The organism is Dyella sp. A6 (assembly GCF_036320485.1).
GTDB classification, from domain to species: Bacteria; Pseudomonadota; Gammaproteobacteria; order Xanthomonadales; family Rhodanobacteraceae; genus Rhodanobacter_A; species Rhodanobacter_A aluminiiresistens.
Map to the genome: position 1 here is coordinate 3,389,558 of NZ_CP132911.1, position 26,117 is coordinate 3,415,674.

At 65.9% G+C, this 26,117-nt stretch carries 22 protein-coding genes; 12 read left to right on the forward strand and 10 right to left on the reverse strand.

Features of this window, described 5'->3' with window-relative positions; all coding sequences use genetic code 11:
* Positions 1–429: 429 nt before the first annotated feature.
* Positions 430–2,604 carry a primosomal protein N' gene (locus tag RA164_RS15130; protein ID WP_329741667.1) on the forward strand — a complete coding sequence of 725 codons (2,175 nt, stop codon included), beginning with the start codon at positions 430–432 and terminating at the stop codon, positions 2,602–2,604.
* A 92-nt stretch (positions 2,605–2,696) separates the two neighbouring features.
* Here RA164_RS15130 and rpoH read toward each other — a convergent pair whose 3' ends face one another.
* The gene (gene rpoH / locus RA164_RS15135; RefSeq protein WP_329741668.1) at positions 2,697–3,554 is read right to left on the reverse strand and encodes an RNA polymerase sigma factor RpoH; all 858 of its coding nucleotides are present in this window, start codon (positions 3,552–3,554) and stop codon (positions 2,697–2,699) included.
* 538 nt (positions 3,555–4,092) lie between these two features.
* Between rpoH and RA164_RS15140 the strand changes: the two genes are divergently transcribed.
* From RA164_RS15140 to RA164_RS15150, 3 genes are all read left to right on the forward strand, one after another.
* Positions 4,093–5,415: an ABC transporter permease gene (locus tag RA164_RS15140; protein ID WP_329741669.1), complete on the forward strand. Its 1,323-nt coding sequence runs from the start codon at positions 4,093–4,095 to the stop codon at positions 5,413–5,415.
* A 25-nt stretch (positions 5,416–5,440) separates the two neighbouring features.
* On the forward strand, positions 5,441–6,670 hold the full coding sequence (locus RA164_RS15145; protein ID WP_329741670.1) for an ABC transporter permease: 1,230 nt from the start codon (positions 5,441–5,443) through the stop codon (positions 6,668–6,670).
* Positions 6,671–6,812: 142 nt separating this feature from the next.
* A complete protein-coding gene (locus RA164_RS15150; protein WP_329741671.1) occupies positions 6,813–7,487 on the forward strand; it encodes a Fe2+-dependent dioxygenase in 675 nt (224 codons plus the stop codon).
* A 21-nt stretch (positions 7,488–7,508) separates the two neighbouring features.
* Here the strand turns inward: RA164_RS15150 and ung are convergent, their stop codons facing one another.
* From ung to RA164_RS15175, 5 genes are all read right to left on the reverse strand, one after another.
* Positions 7,509–8,228, reverse strand: a complete 720-nt coding sequence (gene ung, locus RA164_RS15155) for a uracil-DNA glycosylase (protein WP_329741672.1) — start codon at positions 8,226–8,228, stop codon at positions 7,509–7,511.
* Positions 8,225–9,067 (reverse strand): response regulator, encoded by an 843-nt coding sequence (locus RA164_RS15160; protein WP_329741673.1) that lies wholly within the window; start codon positions 9,065–9,067, stop codon positions 8,225–8,227. Before RA164_RS15160 ends, ung begins: the two co-directional genes overlap by 4 nt.
* Before the next feature lie 115 nt (positions 9,068–9,182).
* A complete protein-coding gene (gene ftsX, locus RA164_RS15165; protein ID WP_329743569.1) occupies positions 9,183–10,133 on the reverse strand; it encodes a permease-like cell division protein FtsX in 951 nt (316 codons plus the stop codon).
* 29 nt (positions 10,134–10,162) lie between these two features.
* Positions 10,163–10,840: a cell division ATP-binding protein FtsE gene (gene ftsE / locus RA164_RS15170; protein WP_329741674.1), complete on the reverse strand. Its 678-nt coding sequence runs from the start codon at positions 10,838–10,840 to the stop codon at positions 10,163–10,165.
* A 111-nt stretch (positions 10,841–10,951) separates the two neighbouring features.
* A complete protein-coding gene (locus RA164_RS15175; protein WP_329741675.1) occupies positions 10,952–12,718 on the reverse strand; it encodes a DEAD/DEAH box helicase in 1,767 nt (588 codons plus the stop codon).
* A gap of 430 nt (positions 12,719–13,148) precedes the next feature.
* Between RA164_RS15175 and trxA the strand changes: the two genes are divergently transcribed.
* From trxA to RA164_RS15205, 6 genes are all read left to right on the forward strand, one after another.
* The gene (gene trxA, locus RA164_RS15180) at positions 13,149–13,475 is read left to right on the forward strand and encodes a thioredoxin TrxA (RefSeq protein ID WP_329741676.1); all 327 of its coding nucleotides are present in this window, start codon (positions 13,149–13,151) and stop codon (positions 13,473–13,475) included.
* A gap of 145 nt (positions 13,476–13,620) precedes the next feature.
* Positions 13,621–15,354, forward strand: a complete 1,734-nt coding sequence (rho, locus tag RA164_RS15185) for a transcription termination factor Rho (protein WP_329741677.1) — start codon at positions 13,621–13,623, stop codon at positions 15,352–15,354.
* 150 nt (positions 15,355–15,504) lie between these two features.
* Positions 15,505–16,170 (forward strand): response regulator, encoded by a 666-nt coding sequence (locus RA164_RS15190; RefSeq protein WP_329741678.1) that lies wholly within the window; start codon positions 15,505–15,507, stop codon positions 16,168–16,170.
* Positions 16,139–17,650, forward strand: coding sequence for a sensor histidine kinase (locus RA164_RS15195; protein ID WP_329741679.1), 1,512 nt, complete (start codon positions 16,139–16,141; stop codon positions 17,648–17,650). Before RA164_RS15190 ends, RA164_RS15195 begins: the two co-directional genes overlap by 32 nt.
* 66 nt (positions 17,651–17,716) lie before the next feature.
* The gene (locus tag RA164_RS15200; RefSeq protein ID WP_329741680.1) at positions 17,717–19,084 is read left to right on the forward strand and encodes a glutamate--cysteine ligase; all 1,368 of its coding nucleotides are present in this window, start codon (positions 17,717–17,719) and stop codon (positions 19,082–19,084) included.
* Between the two features lie 100 nt (positions 19,085–19,184).
* Positions 19,185–20,126: a hypothetical protein gene (locus RA164_RS15205; protein ID WP_329741681.1), complete on the forward strand. Its 942-nt coding sequence runs from the start codon at positions 19,185–19,187 to the stop codon at positions 20,124–20,126.
* Positions 20,127–20,241: 115 nt separating this feature from the next.
* Here the strand turns inward: RA164_RS15205 and dcp are convergent, their stop codons facing one another.
* From dcp to bioD, 3 genes are all read right to left on the reverse strand, one after another.
* Positions 20,242–22,464 carry a peptidyl-dipeptidase Dcp gene (gene dcp / locus RA164_RS15210; protein WP_329741682.1) on the reverse strand — a complete coding sequence of 741 codons (2,223 nt, stop codon included), beginning with the start codon at positions 22,462–22,464 and terminating at the stop codon, positions 20,242–20,244.
* 139 nt (positions 22,465–22,603) lie between these two features.
* Entirely contained in the window at positions 22,604–22,954 is a 351-nt protein-coding gene (locus RA164_RS15215; RefSeq protein WP_329741683.1) for a hypothetical protein, read from the reverse strand.
* A gap of 61 nt (positions 22,955–23,015) precedes the next feature.
* The gene (bioD, locus tag RA164_RS15220; protein WP_329741684.1) at positions 23,016–23,690 is read right to left on the reverse strand and encodes a dethiobiotin synthase; all 675 of its coding nucleotides are present in this window, start codon (positions 23,688–23,690) and stop codon (positions 23,016–23,018) included.
* A gap of 311 nt (positions 23,691–24,001) precedes the next feature.
* On the opposite strand from bioD, the gene RA164_RS15225 reads away from it, so the two are divergent.
* Entirely contained in the window at positions 24,002–24,493 is a 492-nt protein-coding gene (locus RA164_RS15225; protein ID WP_329741685.1) for a GAF domain-containing protein, read from the forward strand.
* Between the two features lie 20 nt (positions 24,494–24,513).
* On the opposite strand, the gene yihA is transcribed toward RA164_RS15225, so the two are convergent.
* Positions 24,514–25,140, reverse strand: coding sequence for a ribosome biogenesis GTP-binding protein YihA/YsxC (gene yihA / locus RA164_RS15230; protein WP_329741686.1), 627 nt, complete (start codon positions 25,138–25,140; stop codon positions 24,514–24,516).
* Positions 25,141–25,315: 175 nt separating this feature from the next.
* Between yihA and RA164_RS15235 the strand changes: the two genes are divergently transcribed.
* Positions 25,316–26,071 (forward strand): c-type cytochrome, encoded by a 756-nt coding sequence (locus RA164_RS15235; protein WP_329741687.1) that lies wholly within the window; start codon positions 25,316–25,318, stop codon positions 26,069–26,071.
* Positions 26,072–26,117: the final 46 nt, after the last annotated feature.

Genomic DNA, 26,117 nt, shown 5'->3' on the forward strand with positions numbered 1-26,117 from the left:
CCGTCGCCGCGCCAGGCGAGATCGTTCGACACCAGGCTGCATGACTGGGAAGCCTCCGCTCCGGACCAGGGTTTTGCACAGCGAAACCTACTTGACACACGGGCTTGTCAAGCCCTGGAAGCATGCATGACGTTGTTTTGATGGCCCATGCAAGTCATTGATTGAAAAGCTTATTCATGAATGATTAAAACTTGCGCAAGCCGTCCCCGGGACCGCCCCCATGCGCCTTGGGACATGCTCTCCCCGTTACATCCACAGACTTATCCACAGCTTTTGTGGATAAGCTGAAAACCTGCGGAGACAGAGTGACTTATCGGTCTTTCATGAATTCGTCACGAGCTATCGGCGGCAAGCGCCCGCCGAGTGAGCTGGTTGCATGCTGACAGCGCCGTGCAGCGGCACGCTACACTGAGCCCTTCCGAGGTTTGCATGCCAGCCGTACTCCGCGTCGCCCTGCCGGTCCCCCTGCCCACCCTGTTCGACTATCTGCCGCCCGCCAACGGGCAGGCGGCTGTCGGCTGCCGTGTACTGGTGCCATTCGGCCGCAGCCGCATGGTCGGGGTGATCGTCGAAGTGGCCTCCGGCTCCAGTGTCGGCCATGCGCGTCTGAAGCCCGCACTGCGGATCCTCGACGACGAGCGATTGCTGGACAGCGAACTGATGCAAAGCCTGGCCTGGGCCGCCGAGTATTGGCTGGCCGCGCCTGGCGAAGCCTACGCCAATGCGCTGCCGCTGGCGCTGCGCGAAGACAAGCCACTGCCCGCCATCCACCACGAGGCATGGCAGCTGACCCTGGCCGGACGCAGCGCCATCGATGCCGGCAGTCGTCGCGGCGGCAGTCTGGCCTTGTTGAACGCACTGGCAACCGGGCCACTGGCAGCCGAGACCTTGACCGACCAGTTGCCCGGCTGGCGAGCTGCCGCCCGTCGTCTGGCAGAGAGTGGCCTGATCGAGCGCATTGCGCAGCACGTCACGACTGCCACGCCGACCGCACCGGGGCCGCCCCTCAGCAGCGAGCAACAGACCGCGGTCGACAAGGTCGCATCCGCCTTCGGTCGCTTCCAGCCGTTCCTGCTGGACGGGGTCACCGGCAGCGGCAAGACCGAGGTCTACCTGAGCCTGATCGCCAAGGCCCTGGCACAGGGTCGGCAGGCCCTGCTGCTGGTGCCGGAGATCGGGCTGGCGCCGCAAACCGTCCGCCGCCTGCGCGAACGGCTTGGCGTCCCGGTCGAAGTGCTGCATTCCAATCTCTCCGAAGGCGACCGCGCGCGCGCCTGGTTGCGTGCCGGCCAGGGCGAAGCGAGGGTCATCCTCGGCACCCGTTCGGCGATATTCACCCCCCTGCCGCAGGCCGGGCTGATCGTGGTGGATGAAGAACACGACAGCGCCTACAAGCAACAGGACGGCTTCCGCTACCACGCACGGGACCTGGCCATTGTGCGTGCACGGGCATTGGGCATACCGGTAGTCCTGGGATCGGGCACGCCATCGCTGGAGTCGCTGGCCAACGCCGACGCCGGCCGCTATCGCGCACTGCATCTGCGTGCCCGTCCCGGTGCCACGCGACCACCGCAGGTACAGATCGTCGACATGCGCGCACAACGGCTGGAACACGGGCTTTCGCCGACCCTGCTCGCGGCCGTCGCCGAGACCGTGGCGCGCGGCGAGCAGGTGCTGGTGTTCCGCAACCGCCGGGGCTATGCGCCGGTGCTGCTCTGCCATGCCTGCGGCTGGCACGCCGAGTGCCCGCGCTGCGAACATCCGATGACCGTACACGCCGGACGACGCAGCCTGATCTGCCACCACTGCGATAAGCGGATGCCTTTGCCAGAGCACTGCCCCGCCTGTAGCGCCGGCGAACTGAAACCCCAGGGTCAGGGCACCGAGCGACTGGAGGAGGCACTCGTCGCACGCTTTCCCGACGTACCGGTCCTGCGCATCGACCGGGAAACGACGCGCCGCCGCGACAGCTTCGAACAACTGCTGCAGAACCTGCGCGACACAGCCAGGCCGACCATCCTGGTCGGCACGCAGATGCTGGCCAAGGGCCACGACCTGCCCAACCTGACCCTGGTCGCCATTGTCGGCGTGGACGAAGGCCTGCACAGCCTCGATTTCCGTGCAAGCGAACGCCTGGCGCAGACCGTCGTGCAGGTGGCCGGTCGCGCGGGACGGGCGTCGAAACCCGGCCGGGTGCTGTTGCAGACCCACCACCCCGATCACCCGCTGCTGCGCCAACTGCTCGCCCAGGGTTACGCCACCGCCGCCCGCGAGCTGCTGACCGAGCGGCAGCTAGCCCAGTTACCGCCGTACGGCCACCAGATCCTGCTGCGTGCCGAGGCCATGCAACGTGCCGCCGTCGACAGCTTCCTGGCCGAGGCGGTCGCGATACTTCCGACGAGCCACGGCCTGCAACTGGCCGGCCCCATGCCCGCGCCGATGCCATTGCGAGCCGGCCGGCACCGTGGCCAGCTTTTGCTGGAATCGCAGAGCCGACAGGCCCTGCACGCCACGGCACGCCCCTGGATGATCGCGCTCGCGCAATGCCCCGCCTCGCGCAAGGTGCGCTGGTCGCTGGATGTGGATCCGATCGATCTTTACTGAAGCGGGGGTGCCGTCTCGCCACAACGGCCATCAAAAACGGAGACGGCCCGCATGCGGGCCGTCGATGGAACGTCTGCTGCAGAAGAAACGGCTCAGGCGGCGAACAGCCCGCGCATCTTCTTCATCGCATTGGCTTCGACCTGACGGATGCGCTCCGCCGACACACCATACTCATCGGCCAGATCCTGCAGCGTCGCCTTGTCCTCATTCAGCCAACGGCGCTGGATGATGTCACGCGAGCGGTCATCCAGATTCTGCAGCGCAGCCGAAAGCGTCTCCATCTGGTTGTCCGCCTGGTCGGCATCGGCCACGTTGTCGTAGGGATCGGCACCTTCGTCGATCAGGAACGCTTCCGGAGCCGGCTTGGCGTCGTCGTCGGCATCAGCCGGCGCCTCGAATCCGATATCGCGGCCGGACAGGCGCGATTCCATCTCGCGCACCGTGGCTTCCGGCACGCCCAGGTCCCTGGCCACCACGCGCACTTCCTCGGCATTCATCCAGCCCAGGCGCTTCTTGCTCTTGCGCAGATTGAAGAACAGCTTGCGCTGCGCCTTGGTGGTGGCCACCTTGACGATGCGCCAGTTGCGCAGGATGAACTCGTGCATCTCGGCACGGATCCAGTGCACGGCAAAGCTCACCAGCCGGACACCCTGGTCCGGATCGAAACGCTTCACCGCCTTCATCAGGCCGATGTTGCCTTCCTGGATCAGATCCGCCAGCTGCAGGCCGTAGCCCGCATAACCACGCGCGACGTGCACCACGAAACGCAGGTGCGACATCACCAGCTTCTTGGCTGAAGCCAGGTCGTCCTGTTCCTGGTAGGTGCGCGAGAGCGACTGCTCTTCTTCCTGGCTGAGCACCGGAATCCGGTGCACGGCCGAGATATAGGCGTCCAGGCTCCCGACCACGCTGGGGATCGGGAAATTGGCGGTCATCAGGGCTTGAGACATGTACGGAACCTCCTGAATGAGGGGTCAGCTTAGCACTCTGGTACTTCGAGTGCTAAAGGTCGCGAAAGTTCCCGCCACCCATTTAATAAACCAAATAGTACACGAAATGTATCTGCATGTCGAGATGTCCGTCGGCGCAATGGAGCAATGGCTGACGAACTCCAAACGCAAGCTCTCGCGACATGCCCTCAGACACATGTTTTACGGGTAACGGCCACGGGCAGATGCGTGTCGAGGAACGCGTGCACTCCCCCGCACTGATCCGGGAAATGCCCGCTACGCCGCTGGGCGCAAAGCGAAGCGCTGATCCGGCCAACTAATGGAAAGCGCCAACAGATTTTTCCGGTTTCACCATTGTCGCGCGCCACACCAAGCCCTCGGCGGACTTCGCGGACAGGTCCCGATTGACTGGACCTTGGCAGAACATGCCAAACTCCAGGCATCGGGGCTGCGCACCGGGTCGAATCGGTCAGTGACTGGAATCACTGCTGGCCACGGGTGCGCAGAGGAGTTCCAGGCAGCCGACCGAGGGGGTTTGATGATTGGGTACTATCTGGACTTGGCGCTCAACAGCGTCAAGCGCACGCCGATCCTTACTGCTTTGATGGTGCTGGCGATCAGTCTGGGCATCGGCGCCACCATGACGATGCTGACCGTGCTGCATGTCATGACGGACGACCCCATGCCCGGTCGCAGCGCGCATCTGTATACCCCGCATCTCGACCCCTTGCCGCTCAAATTCACGAGTATCGCGACAGGCCGTGATGTCTCCGCGAACCTTACATGGCCGGATGCCATGGCCTTGCTCCAGGCGCATCGCGCCACGCGGCAGGCAGCGATGGCGGGCGGCCATCTGCTGGTACGTTCCGCAGATGACGGCGCGAAGGTCCGCCCGTTCTATGCAGACGGCCGTTACACCACGAAGGACTTCTTCGACATGTTCGGTGTGCCGTTCGAACACGGTACCGGCTGGACATCGAACGACGACGCGTCGAGCGCGCATGTGGTTGTGCTGGCGGACTCGCTGGCACAGAAGCTGTTCGGCAGCCATGACGCCATCGGCAAGATGGTGCAACTGGGCGACAAGGATTTCCGGGTGATCGGCGTGACCGCGGACTGGCAGCCTTCGCCGATGTTCTATGCCGACGTCTCGTCCGACCACTACAGCAAGGGCGACCAGTTCTTCCTGCCGCTGTCCACCGCTGCCGACCTGGACCTGGACATCAACGGCAACATGGACACCTGGGTCGTCAGCCCTAGCGACGACTACATGCACAGCCCGACCGCGACCTGGCTGCAGTTCTGGGTACAACTGGACACCCCGGCACAGGTCGCCGCGTACAGGCGGTTCCTGCGCAACTATTCCGAACAGCAACGGTCGCTGGGCCGCTTCCAGCGACCGGCCAGCAATGCGAAGCTCTACAGTCTGATGGGCTGGCTAGCGCACGAAAATCTGGTTCCTGACGACGTCCGCCTGCAGCTATGGCTGGCGTTGAGCTTCTTGTTCGTCTGCATGGTCAATATCGTGGCGCTGCTGTTGGCCAAGTTCCTGCGTCGCAGTGGCGAAATCAGCGTACGCCGCGCACTGGGTGCCAGAAAGCGTGACATTTTCGTGCAGTTCGGCATCGAATCGGCGCTCATCGGCCTGGGCGGCGGCATGCTGGGCGTGTTGATCGCAGAACTGGGCCTGTGGAGCGTGCGGCATCGCCCCGACGACTACGCCCACATCGCACGAATGGATCTATCGATGCTGCTTCTGACCCTGGTGCTTGCCGTTGTCGCCAGTGTGCTGGCCGGCTTGTTGCCTGCGTGGCGAGCCTGTTCCGTAGCACCCGCACTGCAATTGAAGAACAGCCACTAGTCAGCTCGCACAGCACAGGACAATCATGGAATTGCGTCCGATCATCTCCAGCCTCAGGCACCACGCGCTTACAGCCGCCCTGTTGACACTGCAGGTTGCCCTTACCTGCGCCATTGTCTGCAACGTGGCCTTCATGATCGCCAGACGCATCCAGCAGGTGTCGATACCGACCGGCATCGCGGAAAACGAGCTGTCCGTCATCCGCAGCCATGGCACCGGCACGGACGATAATGCCGTTAATGCCGTTGCCCAGCACCAGACCGACCTGGCGGCGCTGCGCGCGATTCCCGGAGTCAGGTCGGTGGCGGCGGTGAGCTATGCGCTGCCCCTGAACAGGCAGGACGGGTTCGGCCTGGTCTGCACCACCCCGCAGCTGTCCCTGCACAGCAAGAGCTGCCAGATATCCAGCTTTTACGACGGCACACCCCACCTGATCGACACACTGGGCCTGCATCTGACCGCAGGCAGGGATTTCCGATCCGACGAATTCGTCTCGAAGGACAATGATCATCCTCACGTCGTGATCATCAGCCGTGCACTGGCCGACAGGCTGTATCCCGGCCAGGACGCCGTGGGCAAGATGCTTTACATGGGCAGGGGCCCCAACGCCCTTCAGGTGATCGGCATCGTCGCCGACTTGTTGCGCCCCCGACTGCGCGGCCCCGGCCAGAATCACCTGAGCCTGATCACCTCGCAATTGCCCAACAGCAACCGCGATACCTATGTGCTGCGAAGTGCGCCCACGGATCGGGAACGCATCCTGCAAGCTGCAACGAAAGCACTGTTCAAGACAGATCCCACCCGCATCCTCGATCCCAAGTATGTGCGGACGTTCACCCAGATTCGCGCCGCCTACTTTCAACGCGACACCACCATGATCGGCCTGTTTGTCGCGTCCGCCCTCGGCCTGCTGTTCGTCACGGCGCTGGGGATCGCCGGGCTGGCCAACTTCTGGGTACAGCAGCGACGGCGCAGCATCGGCATCCGTCGTGCCGTCGGCGCGACACGCAAGGACATACTCCGCTATTTCCAGACCGAGAACTTCCTGATCGTGACGACCGGCGTGGTGCTGGGCATGGCACTCGCGGTCACGCTGAACCTGCAGCTGATGAAGCACTACGAATTGCCCCGCCTTCCGCTGTGGTACCTGCCCATCGGCGCACTCGCACTGGAAGCGCTTGGCCAGATGGCTGTGTTCTTTCCGGCACGACGCGCCTCGCGCGTGCCGCCGCTGGAGGCCATCAGAGGACAGTGACCGGCCGCCGACGTGGTGGCCACACTCGCAAGCATGGGGCTGATGCGATCTAAGGCCGCATCTCCCCGCCTGATGCCCACCACCCTACAATGGGAAAACGTATTGCGCCCATCATGGGCTGGCCCAGCAAGGGGAGAGCGGCTTGATCATCTGTGTACCCAACGTCCTTAGCGCCCAGGAGCTGGCCACCATCGGCGGCGAACTTGAGCGTGCCAGTTTCGTGGACGGCTCGACCACCGCCGGTTGGTCGGCCCGCGAGGTCAAGCGCAACCAGCAGCTCGACTTCAGCTCCGCCGACCACACGCGGCTGGCCACCATGGTGCGCGAGGCATTCATGCGTAATGCAATGCTGCAGGCAGCCACCCTGCCCTCGAACCTGACCCAGGTACTGTTCAACCGTTACGCCAGCGGCATGCACTATGGACCGCACGTCGATGCCGCGGTGATGGGTCCGATGGAAAACGCGGTCCGCACGGATATCGCCATCACCATCTTCCTGTCTGATCCCAAGTCCTATTCGGGCGGCGAACTGACCGTGCTGAGCAACGGGCTGGGCTACGAGTTCAAGCTGGAAGCGGGTTCGGCCATTGCCTATCCGGCAAATACACTGCATCACGTCAAACCGGTCACCCACGGCGCACGCAACGCGGCCATCATCTGGGTACAGAGTCAGGTACGCGACCCCGCCAAGCGCGAAATCCTCTGGGACCTGGCCAATGCGAAGCACCAGGTCTTTACTCGCGAGGGCAAGAGCCCGACCTTCGACGCCGTCAGCAAGTCCCACGCGAACCTGATGCGCATGTGGGCGGAAACCTGACGCGGTTCCGGCAGATCCGGCTCAGGCGCTGCCGGCCTCGTCGGCCAGCGCAGCCCGCGACGGCAACGACCAGTCGATCGGCTCGCGGCCTTCCGCCTCGAGATACTGGTTGGCCGCCGAGAAGTGCCCGCAGCCGATGAATCCGCGGTGGGCCGACAGCGGCGACGGATGTACCGATTTCAGCACGCAGTGCCGGTTGCGGTCGATCAGCTGCCCCTTGCGCTGCGCATAGCTGCCCCACAGCATGAACACGATGCCCTCGCGCTCACGGTTGAGCGCGTCGATCGCCGCATCGGTGAAGCCCTCCCAACCCTTGCCCTGGTGCGAAGCGGCTTGCCCCCGCTCCACGCTGAGCACCGAGTTGAGCAGCAGCACGCCGCGATCGGCCCAGGGCGTCAGGCAGCCATGGTCGGGCGGCGCAGTACCCAGGTCGCGCTGGATCTCCTTGAAGATGTTCACCAGCGACGGCGGCGACGGTACCCCGGGACGCACCGAAAAGCACAGGCCATGCGCCTGGCCGGGGCCGTGGTAAGGATCCTGCCCCAGGATCACCACCCGCACCGCATCGAACGGCGTATGCGCGAAAGCACTGAAGATTTCCGGGCCCGGCGGATAGATCACCTTGCCGGCGCGCTTCTCGCTCCGCAGGAATTCGGCCAGCGCCCGCATTTCCGGGCGCTCCAGATAATCGCCGATACGGGCTTTCCAGGAAGGCTCCAGACGGATGTGGTCGCCGCTCACGCCGCCAGCTCACGCTTGCGCAGATGCTGCGCGACGCGCAGCTGGAACAACAGCTTGGTGATCAACAGCGTCTCCTCCACCGGCTTTTCCACCAGATCATTGGCACCGGCCTTGAGCAGGGCCGCCTGGTTGGCCGGATTCTCGTCGCCGGTCATGACCAGCACCGGCAGCTTGCCCTTGCCGTAGTCGAACTGGTTGCGCACGTGTTCGAGCAGGTCGCCGCCGGTCAGCTCGCCTTTCAGGCTGACGTCGGTGAGTACCACGTCGGCACCGACCCGCCCCTGCGCGCGCTCGGTCTCGAGCAGGGCCAGCGCGTCCTCGACGCTGACCACGTGGCGAACGGTCAGGCCGATCTTCTCCAGCATGCGCCGCGTGGCCAGCGCGACCACCCGACTGTCCTCGACGTAAAGCACCGTGCCCTCGGCCGAGTTGTCCGGCCGCACATAGCCGCGTATGAATTCGGCCAGCGCCTGGAAGCCCAGCGACTTGTCGAAGTAGTCGGTGACATCCTCGCCGAGGCTGCGTCGATGCAGCCGCGCGTCCACGTCGCCGGACACCACCACGATCGGCACGTAGACCTGCGGCGCCGACTCGCGCACGTAATGCGCCAGCTCCAGCCCGTCCATGTCGGGCAAGCGCAGCGCAACGGTGATGAAATCGAATGTGCCCTCACCGAGCAGGCGCTTGGCCTCCTCGCCGCTGCCACTCTCGACGACCTCGGCCTCGGGCAGCTCGGCGCGCAGCACACGCACGATGAGCTGCCGCACCACCCTGGAACCATCGACCACCAGCACCTTGGGTGCGGCACTGGCCATGTGACTGCTGATACTTCCGCCCATCCCCTATCCACCCGCCTGTTACGGACGTCCGTGCTGACCTGCCCCGCATCGACGTCATCCCGGCGTCGGCGCATCTCCACCGGCACCGCACACGGCGCCGGCGAACGTGCCTATTTCATGCTGCCCGGCGCAATTGCCAGGCACTGACCAGTCGCGCGCCCAGCCAGCCAAGCACGCCTGCGGCGACCGGCACGGCCAGCAGCAACCATGGCGGAAGTCCGCCGATATGCAATGCACCGCCGTACGCCTGGCTCAAGCTGGCGACCGGCCCTGCCAGCGCCAGCTCGACCAGCAACGCCAGCACCACGGCCAACATGCCACTGAACAGGCCATACCAGATGCCGGCGTACAGATAGGGACGGCGCACAAAGGCTCGGCTGGCCCCGACCAGCATCAGCACGCCGATCTCGTCAGTGCGGCTGGCAATGTCCACGCGCACCGTATTGCCCACCACCAGCAACGCTGCCAGCGCAAGCAGACCGGCGAGGATCAGCACGATGCGGTTGCCCACGTCCAGCAGCGCATCCAACCGCTGCCGCCAGGCCCCGCTGTCCTGCACCATGTCGACGCCGTGCAGTCCGCGCAGATCGGTCGCGAGACGACTCACGCCTGCCGCGTCCAGACTGTCCCTGGGCTGCACCTTGAGAACGTATGGCAAGGGATTGTCGTCCAGCGACTGCAGCGCGCTGGAGAAACCCTGCATCCTGGACAACTCGTCCAGGCCTTGCTGCGGGGTTTTCACCGTGACCCCCGCGACGTCGTCGTTCGCTTCGATCTGCTTGGCCAGCAACTGCGCCACACTGCCGGGCTGGCCGGGCTGCAGGAACACGCTGATCGCGGGGTTGCGGCCCAATGCGTCACCGAGATGCTGCACATTGCCCAGCAGCAGATAGAAAGTCAGCGGCAAGGCCAGTGCCAGACCCATCACGGCAATCGTGAGCAGGGTGCCGAACGGTCGCGACGCCAGTCGTCGCAGGCTCGCCGCGGCACTCCAGCCGTGGTGCTCGCGCCAGCTCGCCAGCGGCCGGGCACGGGTGTGGCGACTCTGTTCGCCGTCTTCCGGCACGCCGCCGGATGCAGTATCGACAGGCGCGCTCACAGCACCTCCTCGGCCGCCACGTCCGCCACCAGGCGGCCATGATCCAGTACCACCACGCGCTTTCTCATGCGCTTGATCAACGGCAGGTCGTGACTGGCGACCAGCACCGTGGTGCCTACCTTCTGGAAGCCGGCGAACAGTTCCATGATCTCCACCGCCAGTTGCGGGTCGAGATTGCCGGTGGGCTCGTCGGCGATCAGTACCGCCGGCCGCGTGACGATCGCACGCGCGATGCCGACCCGCTGCTGCTCTCCGGTGGACAGGGACACCGGCAGCTGTCGCTCATAGTCCAGCAGCCCCACCTTTTCCAGTGCGGCACGCACCCGGCGCCCGCGCTCCTGTGGCGTGATGCCGCCAATCACCAGCGGCAGCTCCACGTTGGCGAACACGCTGCGGTCCATCAGCAGCCGATGATCCTGGAAGACCATGCCGATGCGCCGGCGCAGCTTCGGAATTCCGGGCGCATGCACCTTCGCCAGCGGCTGACCGTCCAGCACGATATGACCATGCGTGGGCCGCTCGATCAGCGCCAGCAGCTTCAGCAGCGTGCTTTTGCCGGCACCCGAATGGCCGGTGACGAAGGCCATCTCGCCTTCCGCCACCTCAAAGGAAAGCTGCGAGAGCGCCTCATGGCCACCCTCGTAGCGCTTGCTCACTTGATCGAAGCGGATCACCGCGTGTCCCCGAACCCTAAGCCCGCAATGCCGCCAAGGATACGGGAGCACACGTGAAACCAGAACCATGCAGGTCGCATTCCGTCGATCCCGACGGGCGACCGCGACGGCTCAGCGTCCGCTGAACAGCCGGCCAAGCCGACGGAACAGACCGGGCTTCTTGGCCGGCTTGGCAGCACCGGGCTGCACCTCGACCTGACGCGAGGGGCGATGATGACCGTCGGCAGCAGCAGGTTGCTCCTGTACCGGACGCTCGGCACTACCGGAGCGCCGGCCGCCGCGCGTGCCTTTGGCTGGAGCAGCCGGTGTGGCGGCCGGGGTCGGGGTACCGGCATGGGCTGCGGACTGCTCGGCGCCCGTCTCGTTGCGCCGCCGGCCCCGTCCACCGCGACGGCGACGGCGCTTGGGCGCGCCGTCCGCCGACGTTGCCTCGGCAGGGTTCGGCGACGCCTCGCCAGTCACCCCAGCCGGCACGCCCTCGGCGGCCGTTTGCTGTCGTGCCTCGGATGCATGGTGCGCCTCGCGGGGCTTGTGTCCGTCGGACGCGTTGCGACCGCCACGGCCACCACCGCCGCCGCGACGACGCGAATTTCCGCTGCGCCCGGAGGGCTTGGCATCGCCACGCGCTTCCACCTTGTCGCCGAACGCAGCGCTGTCGGCAGCCGCCGCGGCCGCGAACTCGGGATCGACCTCGCGCGGCTTGGGCATCACCAGCATGTCCGGCTCGATCGTGGCCACCGGGATCTTCTGACCGATATAGGTCTCGATGTCGGGCAGGCTCATCGCGTAGAGGTCGCAGGCGAAGCTGATCGCGTCACCCTCGGCGCCCAGTCGCGCGGTACGCCCGATGCGGTGCACATAGTCCTCGGCATCCTGCGGCAGGTCGTAGTTGAAAACGTGGCTGACCTCGGGAATATGCAGGCCGCGCGCCGCCACGTCGGTGCACACCAGCATGTCGAGCTGGCTGTCCTGGAAACGCTGCAGCAGCTTCTGGCGCTTCAGCTGCGGCACGTCGCCGGACAGCGCGCCGACCCGGTAGCCCTGGCGCTTCACCCGCTCGGTAATGCGCTCGGCGGCAGCCTTGGTGTTGACGAAGACGATGCTGCGGCTGGGCTTCTCGCGCTCCAGCAGATTCAGCAGCAACGGCATCTTCTCTTCCTTGGCAGGGAAGTAGACCACCTGGCGGACCCGGTCGGCGGTGACGTTCTCGGTTTCCACCACCAGCTTCTCGGCTTCGTGCATGTGCTCGTAGGCTAGCTCCAGCACGCGGTGGCTCAGCGTGGCCGAGAACAGCAGCACCTGGCGCTTCTCGCGCGCCGGCAGGCGACGGAAGATGTAGCGCACGTCCTTGATGAAGCCGAGGTCGAACATGCGGTCGGCCTCGTCCACCACCATCACCTCGACGCCGTTGAGGCTGAACACCTGCTGCTTGTAATAGTCGAGCAGGCGGCCGGGCGTGGCGATGATGATGTCGCAGCCGTCATGCAGCTGCTGGCGTTGCTTGTCGTAATCGACGCCGCCGTAGATCAGCGCGGTCTTCAGCCCGGTATGGCGGCCGATGTTGCGCGCGTCCTTGTCGATCTGGATGGCCAGTTCGCGGGTCGGCGCGATCACCAGGGCACGCGGGTCGCTGTCCTTGCGCTCGGCCACGGCCGGGGTGGTCAGCAGCCGGTTCATCAGGGCGACCAGGAAGGCGCAGGTCTTGCCGGTGCCGGTCTGTGCCTGTCCGGCCACGTCGCGGCCGGACAGTGCCACCGGCAGGGTCAGTTCCTGGATCGGCGTGCAGCGCGTGAAGCCGGCCTCGTCCAGGCCTTGCTGCAGCAGCGGATGAAGGTCGAAATTGGCGAAGAAAGTATCGGTGAGTACGGTCTGTGACATGTAAGTGATGACTTGAGGCGGGTGGCCGACACGCGGCGCGCCCGGTTCGCGGGCCGAACGACCCGGAACGGGTGAATGGATGCGGCGCAGCACGGCGGCGGTGGCGCCCGGGCCCTCTTGAGGTGGCTTTCCGGACGACCGCGACGACCGCGGGCAGCGCCGCACGACGTGGACAGGTTCCCGCGTCGGCCCCGCTGGCATTGGCGAGGCGGCTGCACCGTCCAGCCGCCTCGCCAATGTCAACGGAACCATCCGCCCGCTGCCCTTGAATCGCTTGAATCGCGCCCCGAGTTACGCTGGAATGGAGGCCTGCCGCAACGGCATCCCTTTCATGAGATACGGCCGCTCTTGCGCAATCCGGGCGCCTGAGTGTAGCTGATGCCGGCCGCGTGGTCGTCATTCCCCCTTTACGCCCTCCACGGAGATCCCGATGAGCGACCTGATTACCCATGTAAGCGACGATGCCTTCGAACAGGAAGTGCTCCAGTCCGAGACCCCCGTGCTGCTGGACTTCTGGGCCGAATGGTGCGGCCCGTGCAAGGCCATCGCACCCGTTCTCGACGATCTGGCCAAGCAGTACGAAGGCAAGCTGCGGATCGCCAAGATCAACATCGACGACAATCAGAAAACGCCCCGCACCTATGGTGTACGCGGCATTCCCACCCTGATGGTGTTCAAGAACGGCAAGGTCGAGGCCACCCAGATCGGCGCCGTCAGCAAGGGCCAGCTGGCCCAGATGATCGACAAGGCGCTCTGACGCCCCACCCGCCGCGCCGCTTTACGACGCCGCGCGGCGGGTGTTAGATTCAGCAAGACCGTCGGGACCGTCCTGTCCCCTGCGCGCTCCGCGCGACGCTCAATCCCTCCTTTTTTCATCAACGGCGCCCCGCAGAGGTTTGCCCGTGTCCGATATCGAAAGCCAAGAACCGACCGACGCCCAGGGCGCCGAAGCCAAGCCTGCGAGCGAACCCCGCCCGCGCGCCCCGCGCAAGACCGCCGCCAAGGCCAGCAAGCCCGAGCAGGCCAGCCTGCCGGTAGAGCCTGCGGCCCCCGCGCCAGCCCCGGCAGCAGCGCCGGCCCCGGCACCGGCAGCAGCACCCGAACCCGCTGCGCCCGCGCCATCTGCGGAAAGCGCTGCAGCACCGGCATCGGAAGCACGCGAAGGCGGCAATCCACCGCCCGCGTCCCAGGGCAACGGCAATAGTGGCGGCAACGAGCGCCGCAACGAGCGCGATGGACGCGGCCGCCGCCGCCGCCATGAGCGCGGCCAGCGCCAGGGCAACCCGGGCAATCAGGGCAACGGCCACCCGCGCAACCCGCACGGCCTGCCGATGGACGACGACGAGAACGCCGACGCCGGCAGCAACGACCGCCTGATCAACCTCACCGAACTGAAGCGGATGAAGGCGCCGGAACTGCTGACCTTCGCCGAATCGCTGGGCATCCGCGAAGGCGTGGCACGCCAGCGCCGCCAGGACGTGATCTTCAACATCCTCAAGGCGCACGCCCGCTCCGGCGGCGGCATCTGGGCCGAGGGCGTGCTGGAGATCCTGCAGGACGGCTTCGGCTTCCTGCGCTCGGCCGACGAAAGCTACCTGGCCGGCCCGGACGACATCTACGTCAGTCCCAGCCAGATCCGCCGCTTCAACCTGCGCACCGGCGACTACATCACCGGGCGCGTGCGCCATCCGAAGGAAGGCGAGCGCTACTTCGCCATGCTGCGCGTCGACGACATCAACGGCGATCCGCCGGAGGCGTCGAAGAACAAGATGCTGTTCGAGAACCTCACCCCGTTGTTCCCGCGCAAGGCCTACAAGCTGGAGCGCGGCAACGGGTCGAGCGAGGACATCACCGGCCGCATCCTCGACCTGATCGCACCGATCGGCAAAGGCCAGCGCGGCCTGATCGTCTCCCAGCCCAAGTCGGGCAAGACGATGATGCTGCAGAACATCGCCCAGGCGATCCAGTACAACCATCCCGAATCGCACCTGATAATCCTGCTGGTCGACGAGCGACCGGAGGAAGTGACCGAGATCGCCCGCACCGTGCGCGCCGAGGTGATCAGCTCCACCTTCGACGAGCCGGCCGTGCGCCACGTGCAGGTGGCCGAGATGGTGATCGAGCGGGCCAAGCGCCTGGTCGAGCACAAGAAGGATGTGATCATCCTGCTCGATTCGATCACCCGCCTGGCCCGCGCCTACAACACCGTGGTGCCCAGCTCCGGCAAGGTGCTCACCGGCGGCGTGGACGCCAATGCGCTGCAGCGCCCGAAGCGCTTCTTTGGCGCCGCCCGCAACGTCGAGGAAGGCGGCTCGCTGACCATCATCGCCACCGCGCTGATCGACACCGGCTCGAAGATGGACGAGGTGATCTACGAGGAGTTCAAGGGCACCGGCAACATGGAAGTGCACCTTTCCCGCCGGATCTCCGAGAAGCGCGTCTACCCGGCCATCGACATCAACCGCTCCGGCACCCGCCGCGAGGACCTGCTGATCGATCCGGACCTACTGGCCAAGATCTGGATCCTGCGCAAGTTGCTGCATCCGATGGACGAGCTGGCCGCGATGGAGTTCATGCTCGACAAGATGAAGAACACCAAGTCCAACGACGAATTCTTCAACTCGATGAAGCGCTGAACACCCTGCGCACGCTGCGAACCACGAGGCCGGCCCCATGCCGGCCTCGTCGTTTCCGGATCGCGCATTTTGCCGCGCCATGATGTCGGACAGTCACGCCGGGGCGGTCCGGCTGCTAGCATCTGCGCTTCACATCCACCGATGGTCACCATGCGCATACTGCTTGTCGAAGACGACTCCCTGGTATCCGACGCCATCACCCGCGGCCTGTCCTCGGAGGGCTACGTGGTGGACGCTGTGGACAACGCCGAAGGCGTGCCCGCGCGGCTGGCGATCACCCATTACGACCTGGCCATCGTCGACCTCGGGCTGCCCGGCATGGACGGACTGGCCCTGGTCCGTCATCTGCGCCGTTCGGGCAGCTCGCTGCCACTGCTGATCGTGACTGCCCGCGACCGCCTGGACGACCGTGTCAACGCACTCGACCTGGGCGCCGACGATTACCTCACCAAGCCCTTCGCGCTGCCGGAACTGGCCGCGCGCTGTCGCGCCCTGATCCGCCGCGCCGGCGTGGCCGGGTCCAACGAACTGAATGTCGGCGCGCTGCGCATCGACCTGGCCGGCAAACGGGTCACCGGCACCGATGGCAAGGCGCTGGACCTGACCCGGCGCGAATGGTCCATCCTCGAATGCCTGAGCCTGCACAGCGGCCGCGTGGTCAGCAAGGAGCGCCTGATGCAGGCGATCCTGGGCGGCGACGAGGAAATCTCCGGCAACGCGATCGAGGTCCACGTCTCCCGGCTGCGTGCCAAACTCGGTTCGGATGCCACGGTGCGCAGTATCCGTGGCCTGGGCTATCGCCTTGAAGACGCCTGAGCGCAGCTTCACGCCCAGCATCCGTACCCGCCTGCTGGTCTACCTGCTGCTGCCACTGCTGGTGGTCATGGCCGCCAGCATCTGGATCGATCACCGCACCCTGGTTTCGCCGGTGTACGCCGCATTCGACCGCATGCTCACGCGGACGACCACCGAGATCGCCTCGCACATCACCCGCGGCCCGGACGGACGACTCGCCGTCCACTGGCCCCCGCAGCCGCCGTCGCACTATGGCTGGCACCCGCATCCCGACCCCGATGACGGCGACAGGCCGCCGTTCTTCCACATGCCGCTGTTCGGACATCCGCCTGAGCCACACCGGTTCCGGCCACTCGAGCACTTCCGCTTCCGGGTCAGCGCGCCGGACGGGCGCACGCTCGCCGGTACGCCCGACCTGGCCATCGCGCCGATCGGCAGACACGGCAGCGGTTACCTGGATACCGATTACCACGGCATGCCGGTACGCGTGCTCAGCATGCGTGCGACGGTGGCCGGTCAGCCGGTGGTGATTTCCGCCGCCGAATCCATGCTCTGGCGCAACCGCGTGATCAATCGCCTCGACCTGATGATCGGCATCAGCGACGGTCTGCAGCTGCTGCTGGTGCTGGCCATTGCCATGTTCGGCATCACCTTCGCATTGCGCCCGTTGCGCCGCCTGCGGGAAGAGATCGCCAGGCAGCCGCCCGAGGGACTGAAGCCGCTGACCATCGAACCGGTGCCGGCCGAGGTGCGCCCGCTGGTCGCCTCGTTCAACGGCATGCTGGTCACGGTGCGCGACTCGACCCGCGCCCAGCAGCACTTCCTGACCAATGCCGCCCACCAGTTGCGCACCCCCCTGACCGGCATCCGGGCCCAGCTCGACGTGCTGGCGCGCGAGCATGACCACGGCCCGCAGCACGCACGCATCGAAGCCATGCAGGAAGGCATCGACCGGCTGGCCCATACCACCAGCCAGTTGCTGGCGCTGGCGCGGGCCGAACCGTCGGCCCATCGCTCGGGCGACTTCACTGCATTGCAGTTGCCGACCCTGATCGGCGCGGTCGTCTCCACCATGCACGACCGCGCACTGGCCCGCGGTATCGACCTGGGCGCCGACTGTCGGCCCGCCCAGGTCGAAGGCATCTACTGGCTGCTCCACGAGCTGCTGGTGAATCTGGTCGACAACGCGATCCGCCATGCTCCGACCGGGGGCCAGATCACGGTACGCTGCGGCGTGGACGAAAACAGGCAGCCGTATCTGGAGGTGGAAGACGATGGCCCCGGCATCCCTCCGGCCGAGCGCGAACGGGTGCGCGAGCGCTTCTACCGCGCCAGCGGCCAGGGTCAGGGCAGCGGCCTGGGCTTGGCCATCGTCGAGGAGGTCGCCCGCCTGCACCAGGCGTCCCTGTTCATTCTCGATGGCGCGGAAGGCGGTGCACGCATGCGGGTGGACTTCCCCGCATCGACCGATCAAGGCGCAGCCGCCCGCCAACCCGGCTGACCGGCCGCACGTTGAATCCGCGTCGGCCGCCCCCATGCTGAGCGCTTCCCTGTAGAGGAATCCCCCGTGTCGATACCCAGCGCCGTGAAGAGCACCCCGATCCAGGGTCGTCAGCAGCTTGTCGACTACCTTGCCGCCGGGGAAAAGCCACGGGAAGCCTGGCGCATCGGTACCGAACACGAGAAATTCGGCTTTCGCACCGACGACCTGCGTCCGCCTGCCTTCGAAGGGGAACACGGCATCCGCGCGCTGCTCGAAGGCATCGCCAGCCGCTACGACTGGGCGATCGCTCGCGAAGGCGACGCGCCGGTCGCGCTGTCCCGAAACGGCGCCTCGATCACCCTGGAACCGGCCGGCCAGCTCGAACTTTCCGGCGCCCCGCTGGAAAGCATCCACCAGACCTGCTGCGAGGTGAACTCGCACCTGGACGAAGTGCGCTCGGTGGCCAGCGACCTCGGCCTGGGCTTTCTCGGCATGGGCTTCCAGCCCAAGTGGCGGCGTGACGAGATGCCCTGGATGCCCAAGGGCCGCTACAAGATCATGCGCGAATACATGCCCAGGGTCGGCCAGCTCGGCCTGGACATGATGACGCGCACCTGCACCGTGCAGGTGAACCTGGATTTCGCCACCGAAGCGGACATGGTGCGCAAGTTCCGCACCAGTCTCGCGCTGCAGCCGATCGCCACGGCACTGTTCGCCGACTCGCCGTTCACCGACGGCCGGCCGAACGGCTACCTGTCCTACCGCTCGCACATCTGGACCGACACCGACCCGGACCGCACCGGCATGCTGGACTTCGTGTTCGAAGACGGCTTCGGCTACGAGCGCTACGTCGATTACATTCTCGATGTGCCGATGTACTTCAGCTACCAGGACGGCCAGTACATCGACCTCGCCGGCCAGGACTTCCGCCGCTTCCTCCGTGGCGAGCTGCCCTCGCTGCCGGGCGTGCGCGCCACCATGAAGGACTGGGCCGACCACCTCACCACCGCCTTCCCGGAAGTGCGCCTGAAGCAGTATCTGGAAATGCGCGGCGCCGACGGCGGACCGTGGAACCGCCTGTGCGCACTGCCGGCGCTGTGGGTCGGTCTGCTGTACGACGACGAAGCGCTCGACGCGGCCTGGGACCTGGTCAGGGACTTTACCCGCACTGAACGTCATGCGCTGCGCGACGGCGTGCCGGAGCATGCGCTGAAACTGCCGTTCCGCCAGGGCACCGTGCGCGACCTGGCGCGCGAAACGCTGAAGATCGCGGCGCACGGCCTCAAGCGGCGCGCCCGACTCAACCGCAATGGCGCCGACGAGAGCATCTTCCTGGAGCCGCTGATCGAAATCGTCGAAGCCAACCAGACCCCTGCCGAACGCAAACTGGAACTGTTCCACGGCGCATGGAACGGCAGCGTCGATCCTGTGTTCCGGGAGTTCGCCTACTGACACTGACGACCGGTCGCGCCCGGCTGCGACAGTGCGCCACGCGGCAAACCATGGACCATGGTCTAGACTTTGCGACTTCCTCTGAACCGTTGTCCTCCCCATGTCCAACCACGCGCCCGGCACCCGCCTGCTGGCAGGTGCGCTATTCCTGATCCTGCTGGTCCTGCCCCACCGCGTCCTGGCCTGTGCCTGCGGGTGCGGCATCTTCCAGGTCGGCACCACCGGCATGTTGCCGACCACCATGCAAAGCGGCACCACGATCTACGCCCGCTTCGACGAACTGGACCAGAGCAAGGACTGGTTCGGCGACAGCAGCGCGCCCGCCAATGCCAACAGCGACCGGCACATCCGCACTCTGTTCCAGACCTTCGGCCTGCAGACGCTGTTCGGCCGTAACTGGGGTTTGCGGGTCGAGGTTCCCTACTGGCAGCGTCACTTCACCACTGCGGGCGATGCTGACCAACTCGCCAGCTATGACCATGGCGCACTCGGCGACATCCGTGTCACCGGCAGCTACACCGGCTTCTCGCCCGACCGCTCGACCGGCCTGCTGTTCGGCCTGAAGCTGGCCACTGGCGACTGGACGTACGCCCACTTCGACCGCGATACCGAGATCGGCACCGGCACCACCGACCTGCTGCTGGGCGGCTATCACCAGTGGCGGTTCGGCGCCAATGCGGGCTGGGGTGGCTTTGCGCAAGGCATGGTCGACCTTCCGACGGCAGGCCGTGCCGGCTACCGGCCCGGCAATGAGCTGGATGCCGCACTGGGCGTTTACCCTGTCGGCTGGAACCTGGCTCCGCGCATCCATCTCACCCCGATCCTGCAGGCACTTGTCTCGCTGCGCGACCACGATCGTGGCAGCGCTGCCGACCCGGCCAACAGTGGTTACCAGCGGGTACTGGCCTCACCTGCGCTGGAGCTGCAATGGTCCCGCCTGCGGGTGGATGCAAGCATCGCCGCGCCGCTTTACCAGCATGTGCGCGGCCACCAGCTGGTGGCTCCCTGGCAGAGTTCGCTGACCATCAGCTACATGCTGTAAATGCCGCCCGCCGGCATCGCTGCACCACGGATGCGATACCCCACAAAAGCACAGGCCCGCCATGAAGGCGGGCCTGTGTACGACTGATGTGTACGACTGAAAAGCGACGGATTGCTTACTTCTTCGGCGCGTCCTTCAGACCGCGGTCGATCAGCATCGGCTCGATGCTGGGGGCCTTGCCGCGCCAGTCCTTGTACATCTTCGCCAGGTCCTCGGTGTTGCCGCGCGAGAGGATCATGTCGCGGAAACGCTGGCCGTTGGCGCGGGTCAGGCCACCGTGCGCCTTGAAGTCCGCATAGGCATCGTCCGCCAGCATCTCGGTCCACAGATAGGCGTAATAGCCGGCGGCATAGCCGTTGCCCCAGATGTGCTGGAAATAGCTGGAGCGATAGCGCGGCGGCACGTAGCTGAGATAGACACCGTCCTTCTTCAGCGATGCTTCCTCGAACTTGTCCGCATCCTGCTTCGGCGCGCTGGCCGGCAGCATGTGCCAGTTCATGTCGAGCAGGGCCGCGGAGACCAGCTCGGTCATGTCGTAGCCCTTGTTGAACATGCCGGCCTTGCGCATCTTCTCGACCAGCGCCTTGGGCATCGGCTTGCCGGTCTTGTAGTTCACCGCGTAATGCGCGAACACCTTGGGGTTGGTCGCCCAGTGTTCGTTGAACTGCGAGGGGAACTCGACGAAGTCGCGGGCGGTGTTGGTGCCGGAAAGGGTCTGGTATTCCTCGTCGGCAAACATGCCGTTCAGCGCGTGCCCGAACTCGTGGAACATGGTGATCACGTCATCCATCGACAGCAGCGCGGGCTGACCCGGCGCGGGCTTGGTGAAGTTGGCGACGTTGTAGATCACCGGCTTGGTGCCGAGCAGCTTGGACTGGTAGACGAAGTTGTCCATCCAGGCACCGCCGCCCTTGTTGTCGCGCTTAAAGTAATCGCAGTAGAACAGCGCCAGAGGCTTGCCGTCCTTGTCGTAGACCTCGAACACGCGCACGTCTGGCTGGTACACCGGAATGTCCTTGCGTTCCTTGAAGGTCAGCCCGTACAGCTCGTGGGCCGCATAGAACACGCCGTTCTTGAGCACGTTGTCGAGTTCGAAGTACGGCTTGAGCTGGTTCTCGTCCAGGTCGTACTTGGCCTTGCGCACCTGCTCGGCGTAGTGCTCCCAGTCCCACGGCTGCAGCTTGAAGGTGGGCTTGTGCAGCTTGGCCTGGTCCTTGTCGATCTGCTTCTGAATCTCGGCAGCCTCGGCCTTGGCGCGTGCCACCGCAGCAGGCGTCAGCTTGGCCATGAACTTCATCACCGTGGCGGGGTTCTTGGCCATCTGGTCCTGCAGCTTCCAGGCGGCGTAGTTCGGGAAGCCCAGCAGCTTGGCCTCCTCGGCGCGCACCTTGGCCAGCTTCTCGATGGTGTCGCGGGTATCGTCCGGACCGCCCTTCTCGGCGCGGTTCCAGGAGGCTTCGAACAGCGCCTTGCGGGTCGCGCGGTCATCGAGGTCGCGCAGCAGCGGCTGCTGGGTGGTGTTCTGCAGCGGCAGTACCCACTTGCCGGTCAGGCCACGTGCCTTGGCGGCCTGCGCTGCGGCATCGATCTCGGCGTTCGAAAGGCCGGCCAGCTGGGCCTTGTCGTCGATCACCAGCGCGCCGTCCTTGGTGGCGGCCAGCAACTTGTTGGTGAACTGGGTGCTGAGCGTGGAGTCTTCCTGGTTCAGCTTCTTGAGCTTGGCCTTGTCCGCGTCGGACAACTTGGCACCGGCCATCACGAAGTTGCGGTGGACCACCACCAGCAGGCGCTGGGATTCGGGGTCGAGCTTCAGCGAATCGCGCTCGTCGTAGACCTTCTGGATGCGCGCGAACAGCTTGTCGTTGAGGTAGATCGCGTCCTGGTGCGCGGCAAGCCTGGGCGCTTCCTCTTCCTGCACCTTCTGCAGGGTCGGGTCGGTATTGGCGCCGGTGACGCCGTTGAACACCGCCATCACGCGGTTCAGCAGCACACCGGTCTTCTGCAGCGCCACATAGGTGTTCTCGAAGGTCGGCGGTGCCGGATTGTTGGCGATCTTGTCGACTTCGGCGAGCTGGCGCTTCATGCCCTCATCGATCGCCGGCTGGTAATCGCTGTCCTTGATCTTGTCGAACGGCGGCGCCTGGAACGGCAGCGTGCTGGCGGTGAAGAACGGGTTGCTGGCCGTGGCGTCGGCCACCGGTGCGGCAACGCTGGCCGCCTTGGCCGGCGCGGTGGAAGTCGGGGCGGGTGCCTTCTTCGCGGCGTCGCTGGAGTGCGGCTGCGAACAGGCGGCAAGGGCAATGGACGTGGCGATCACGAGCAGGCGCATGCGTGGCATGAAGGGTTCCTTTCATGAAGGCGCCCGCATGGCGGACGCGGTGAGTCGTAAACCTTCGACTGTACCCACCGCGTGCCGATCTTCCAAGGGCGAGCGCGGCAACGCCGCACTCGGCCAGTGTTTACGCGCCGCGACGCATTCAGGCCGCGCGCACGTCGTGCAGCTGCCAGTCGGCGCCGATAAGCCAGTTCAGGCGCTGGCGCAGCAGGCTCATCGGCAAGCTGGTGACCACATCCACGTCCACATGCAGGTCGGCCACCTGCGCGCGCACCTCGGCCTGCGCATCTGTCGCACCCAGTGCGGGGTCGATCTCGGCCGGATCGGGCTGCAGCGCACGCCAACGCTCGAACAGGATCGGGCTGCGCAGGGACTCCTGCAACGCGGCGGCGAAATCACCGGGACCGGCGCCGTCGTAGCTCAGCGAGGGCTCGCTGCCGCGGGCATGCGCCAAGTTGGCGACAGACAGGTAATAGTGGTTCCGGCTGATCATGCGTCCTCCTTGTGAATGTATCCATGAGCATGCGGCGGGCCAGGCATGCCAGGCGTGAATATCAGGCCTGCAGCACGGCCAGGTCCAGTCGCCCGGCGGCATCCGCCGGCGACACCCCGTGCGGAAGGATACCCATGCACGGTGCCGGCAACAGCTCGCGCAACGTGGCGATGTTCTCATCGACCGCATCCATGGCCGGATCGATGCGGTTACCGATCCAGCCGACCAGGCGACAGCCGTCCGCGACAATCGCTTCGGCACTGAGCAGCGCATGACTCAGGCAGCCCAGCCGCAGACCCACGACCAGTACGACCGGCAAGGCCCATTCCCTGGCGATGTCCGAGGCGAACAGTCCGGGCGCCAGCGGCACGCGCCAGCCGCCCACACCTTCGACCACGACGGCGTCGTGCGCGTCGCAGAGCGCCTCGAACGCGGCATGCAGCGGCGGCAATGCAATGGTGACGCCCTCATGCGCCGCTGCCAGATGCGGCGACAGCGGCTCGCGCAGGGTCACCGGATTGATGCTCGCATAGGGCAGCCTGGAATCGCCGGCCGCCAACAACGCCAGCGCATCCTCGTTGCGCAGGCCTTCGGGCGTTTCCTCGCAGCCGCTGGCCACGGGCTTCATGCCGCAGGCACGGCGACCGTCCGCGCGCAAGGCGTGCAACAGGGTGCAGGAGGCGTGGGTCTTGCCGATGCCGGTATCGGTACCGGCGACAAACAGTCGTGTATTCATTGCGGGTGATGGCATGTGTTGAAGGCGATGCCGGCACGGTCGGTCCCGTCGAGACGCCTGCAGAGCCGGCAGTGAAATCGTGGATGCGGCGAGCGGAATGTACAGCAGTCGCTCCGGAATGTCGGACAGGCTCCGTTACCCATCACCTCGGGCATCAATCACCAACGACACCGGGGTGCATGCACCGCATGACCCACGAACAGATCCGGGGAGCCGACCACGAAGCCCGGACCGTGCCGGGCCCTGCTCACCGCATCGCCCACCAACACGAAGCAGGCATAATACGGCCATTGTCCACACCGCCGAACCCCATGTTCGAGATCGCATCGCATACCTACGCCAGCAAGCTCGAGCACTATGCCGACCTGGCGGACCAGGCCCGCGGCCTGCTCGCCGGCGAGCACGACCTGATCGCCAATGCCGCCAATTTCAGTGCGCTGGTATTCCACAGCCTGCCCGACCTGAACTGGGCCGGCTTCTACCTGTATGACGGCAGCGAGCTGGTGGTCGGCCCGTTCCAGGGCAAGCCGGCATGCATCCGCATCGCGCTTGGCCGCGGTGTCTGCGGCGCCGCGGCGCAGTCGCGCCAGACCCAGCTGGTGCGCGATGTCCATGCCTTCGACGGCCACATCGCATGCGATGCCGCTTCGCAGTCGGAGATCGTGGTGCCGCTGGTGAAGCCGGACGGCAGCCTGCTCGGCGTATGGGACGTGGACAGCCCACAGGTCGCACGCTTCGACGACGACGACCGCGCCGGTATGGAAGCGCTTTGTGCCGTGTTCATGGACGCGTTTCGCGACTGAGCCGCCAGCGCCTATGGCTGTTATGCACTCGCCTGGTCGATACGACGACGACCAAGCAGCGCCACCACGGCCTCCCGCGCATCGTCCAGCCCGGTGCCCGCCGTCGACGAGAACGCCTGCACCGTCACGCCCTCGCCAAGCCCGCGGCGAATCGTCGCAAGCGATTGCGCGGCCTGGTTGCGCGACAACTTGTCGGCCTTGGTCAGCAGCAGATGACACGGCAGCGCGGTCGCTACGCAGAAGTCCAGCATCATCTGGTCGAACGCCTTCAGCGGATGCCGGATGTCGGCGATCAGCACCACCCCACGCAGGCTCTGTCGTCGGTGCAGATAGGCATCGATTTCGTGCTTCCAGTGCTCGCGCAGATCTTCCGGCACCTTGGCGTAACCGTAACCGGGCAGGTCGATCAGCCGCGCGGCGCTGCCATCCACCTGCAGCGGCAAGGTGAACGCCACCATCTGCTGGGTCCGTCCGGGCGTCTTTGACGTACGCGCCAGGCCCTTGTGGCCGGTCAGTGCGTTCAGCGCACTGGACTTGCCGGCGTTGGATCGCCCGGCGAAGGCCACCTCCGCCCCAAGGTCGGCGGGCAGTTGGTTGATACGATGGGCGGCGAGCGCGAATTGCGCGCCTTGAAGCGGGTTTGGCATGGTTTGACCGGTCGCGGTGGCACAGAGATAATCCAAGAGCTCTGCCAGTCATGGCGCGCAAGGCACTTGGGCGCGCTGCACAGCCACTAGCAGTTTTCCTGGAGACAAGTGTATGAGTTTTCGGCCTGCCGGTTCCCGATCCGTGCTTGTCAGCGCTGTCGCACTCCTCCTCGCCATGTCCACCGGCACGTTTGCCGCGACCGGAGCCAAACACCCGACCACCCAGCCCACCAGCGCCAGCACGGCCGCCAAGCCGGCTGCGGCCAGCAGTACGGCGACTGCCGCCGCGGCTCCTGCTGCCGCGGCCAGCACGACCAGCACGGCCGTCGCCGACCTCAAGCCCGGTGACCCCAAGGCTGGCCAGGGCAAGGCTGCCGCCTGCGGCGCCTGCCACGGCATGGACGGCAATTCCACCGATCCGCAGTACCCCAAGCTGGCCGGGCAGAATGCACAGTACATCGTGCACCAACTGGAAAACTTCAAGAGCGGCAAGCGGCAGAACCCGATCATGCTCGGCATGGCCACACCGCTGTCCGCGCAGGACATGCGCGATATCGCCGCCTATTTCGCCAGCCAGCACGTGAGCCCCGGCGTCGCCGACACGGCCCTGGTGGCCGAGGGCGAAAAGGTCTATCGCGAAGGCGACACCAAGCGCGGCGTACCCGCCTGCATGGCATGCCACAGCATGGACGGCAGCGGCAATCCGGGGGCGATGTATCCACAGCTCGCCGGCCAGCACGCACAATACGTCGAAGCCCAGCTCAAGGCCTGGCACGACGGCACCACCTGGGGCAGCGACGCGCACTCGCAGATCATGCCGATGATCGCGAAGAAGCTCGACGCCCAGGAAATCGCCGCCGTGGCCAGCTATGTCGAAGGCCTGCACGCCACCGGCTCCATCGCTGCACCGGCCTCGGCCGGCGCGCATTGATCGATATCGGGACCGCGATGCCTGCACGGCCCGCGGCCCATTCACG